Below are 3,293 nucleotides of genomic sequence, written 5' to 3'. Positions count from 1 at the left end.
CGAGCTGCCCCGCGCATCCGGAGCCAGGTGGCAATCGGACGCTGCGGGGCAGCAAGCTTGATAAGGTTGGCGGCGACCGACTCTCCCACCGATGAAGGCAGTACCATAGGCGCTCCGGGGCTTAACGACTCTGTTCGGAATGGGAAGAGGTGAACACCCGGGCTAAAGCCACCATTATCAATTCAGCATGAGTTGCGTGTTCGCACAAATCAGCTGTGAAATTCGACATAGAGGCAGAGTAGAAGAAAAAGTAAGCGTGAGCAGTTTGCTACAGAAGTGTTCGAGCCCTTAGTACCCCTCGGCTATGTCATTTCTGACTTTACACCTGGGGCCTATCAACGTCCTAGTCTCGAACGGCTCTTAAATCGGATATCTCATCTTCAGGTGAGTTTCGCACTTAGATGCTTTCAGCGCTTATCTCATCCCAGCGTCGCTACCCAGCACTGCACCTGGCGGCACAACTGGCAGACGAGCGGCTGGTCCAACTCGGTCCTCTCGTACTAAAGTCAGGTCCTGTCAAATATCCCACGCCCACCACAGATAGGGACCGAACTGTCTCACGACGTTCTGAACCCAGCTCGCGTGCCACTTTAATCGGCGAACAGCCGAACCCTTGGGACCTTCTCCAGCCCCAGGACGTGACGAGCCGACATCGAGGTGCCAAACCTCCCCGTCGATATGAGCTCTTGGGGGAGATCAGCCTGTTATCCCCGGCGTACCTTTTATCCTTTGAGCGATGGCCCTTCCATACGGAACCACCGGATCACTATATCCGTCTTTCGACCCTGCTCGGCTTGTAGGCCTCACAGTCAAGCCCGCTTATGCTATTGCGCTCTGCATCCGGTTACCAAGCGGATTGAGCGGACCTTTGAAAGCCTCCGATACTTTTTTGGAGGCGACCACCCCAGTCAAACTACCCAGCAGACACTGTCTCCGTTTCCACAGATTAGGCACCAAACAACACAAGGGTGGTATTTCAACGGCGACTCCCCAAAACCTAGCGGCCCTGGCTCAACGTCTCCCACCTATGCTACACATGTGTTGTCCAGCGTCAATGTCAACCTATAGTAAAGGTGCACGGGGTCTTTCCGTCCCGTGGCGGGTACTCGGCATCTTCACCGAGACTACAATTTCACCGAGCTCACGGCTGAGACAGCGCCCAGATCGTTACACCATTCGTGCAGGTCGGAACTTACCCGACAAGGAATTTCGCTACCTTAGGACCGTTATAGTTACGGCCGCCGTTTACCGGGGCTTCGATTCAAACCTTCGCAGCTTGCGCCACTAAGTTCCCCTCTTAACCTTCCGGCACCGGGCAGGTGTCAGGCCTTATACGTCCGCTTACGCGTTAGCAAAGCCATGTGTTTTTGTTAAACAGTCGCCTGGGCCTTTTCACTGCGGCTTCTCGTATTGCTACGAGGAAGCGTCCCTTCTCCCGAAGTTACAGGACCATTTTGCCGAGTTCCTTGGCCGTGATTCACTCGAGCGCCTCAGGATTCTCTCCTTGACTACCTGTGTCGGTTTGCGGTACGGGTTATAAAGCAGTAAACGCTTAGCAGGTTTTCTTGGCAGTCTGATTAGGTACACTATCCCGTTGGCCGAAGCCGCAAGGTACTATCAGGTTTCAGCAAAGCCGGCGTACTTAACTACCAGCCCTATACCTACACCCTTTAACGAGCACTTCCGTCCGCTCGCGGTACTTTCACTACTGCGTCACTGCATCACTCCACTTCATAAGTGCTGGAATATCAACCAGCTGTCCATCGACGTAGCCTCTCGGCCTAGCCTTAGGTCCCGACTAACCCTGCTCCGATTAGCGTTGAGCAGGAAACCTTAGTCTATCGGCGAATGGGTTTCTCACCCATTTTATCGTTACTCATGCCTACATGTGCTTTTCTAGCCGCTCCAGCATACCTGACGATACACCTTCACCGCTGACTAGAATGCTCCCCTACCACTTGACAACTAAATGTCAAATCCATTGCTTCGGTACCGGACTTGATGCCCGCGTATTATCGATGCCCTCTCGCTCGACCAGTGAGCTGTTACGCACTCTTTAAAGGAATGGCTGCTTCCAAGCCAACCTCCTGGCTGTCAAAGCAAGTGGACCTCCTTTGTTCAACTTAGTCCGAATTTAGGGACCTTAGCAGATGGTCTGGGTTCTTTCCCTCTCGGCCTGGGACCTTAGCACCCCAAGCCTCACTGCCGGCTATATTACATGGCATTCGGAGTTCATCAGGATTCGGTAGGCTATGACACCCCCTAGTCCTATTGGTAGCTCTACCTCCATGTAACTCTACGCCGACGCTGTACCTAAATACATTTCGGGGAGTACGAGCTATTTCTCAGTTTGATTGGCCTTTCACCCCTACCCTCAAGTCATCCAAATCCTTTTCAACGGAAACTGGTTCGGTCCTCCAGTTGGTGTTACCCAACCTTCAACCTGCTCAAGGGTAGCTCACAAAGTTTCGCGTCTACCCCCTCTGACTCTGCGCCCTATTCAGACTCGCTTTCGCTGCGGCTCCACGCTTCCAAGCGTTTAACCTTGCCAGAGAGGAGTAACTCGTAGGCTCATTATGCAAAAGGCACGCAATCAGGGCACTAAACCCCTCTTACTGCTTGTAGGCACACGGTTTCAGGTTCTTTTCACTCCGGTATTCCCGGTTCTTTTCACCTTTCCCTCACGGTACTAGTTCACTATCGGTCTCTCAGGAGTATGTAGCCTTAGCGGATGGTGCCGCTGGATTCAGAGGGAATTTCTCCGGTTCCCCCCTACTCAGGAATCCTCTACCGTACATTACTAGCTCGCCTACGGGATTCTCACCCTCTATGATCGACCTTCCCATGTCGTTCGGCTAAAGTAACATAATCAGATGTTGAGGTCCTACAACCCCGGACTGGCCGTAACCAACCCGGTTTGGGCTCCTCCCCGTTCGCTCGCCACTACTTGGGGAATCATTGTTATTTTCTTTTCCTCCGGGTACTTAGATGTTTCAGTTCCCCGGGTTTGCCCCTTTCCTCATACAAGGAAAGGCCCTAGTTCTTCAAACTAGTGGGTTGCCCCATTCGGAAATCAACGGATCAGTTGGTATGTGCCCATCCCCGTCGCTTATCGCAGCTTATCACGTCCTTCATCGCCTCTGAGAGCCTAGGCATCCCCCGTGTGCCCTTCTCTACTTCTCGTAGAGCAACTACCCGTAGGCAGTTGCGGCTCGGGTGACTAACCATAGGTTAATCACTCTTTTTGCTTTCTTTTTCTTTTACTCTGTTTTCCTCTATGTCAAAGAACGTGT

General features: G+C 52.6%; 2 rRNA genes. Both read right to left on the bottom strand.

The window, feature by feature from the left end:
- Positions 1 to 64 precede the first annotated feature (64 nt).
- Positions 65 to 176: ribosomal RNA gene (gene rrf / locus HW556_RS18125) — 5S ribosomal RNA — on the bottom strand.
- Between the two features lie 93 nt (positions 177 to 269).
- A 23S ribosomal RNA gene (locus tag HW556_RS18120) occupies positions 270 to 3,183 on the bottom strand.
- Positions 3,184 to 3,293: the final 110 nt, after the last annotated feature.

Source organism: Hymenobacter terrestris (assembly GCF_013377905.1).
In the GTDB taxonomy this organism is placed as follows: Bacteria; Bacteroidota; Bacteroidia; order Cytophagales; family Hymenobacteraceae; genus Hymenobacter; species Hymenobacter terrestris.
The sequence above is the reverse complement of the archived record's forward strand: the minus strand, read 5'-3'. Positions and strand labels throughout refer to the sequence as shown.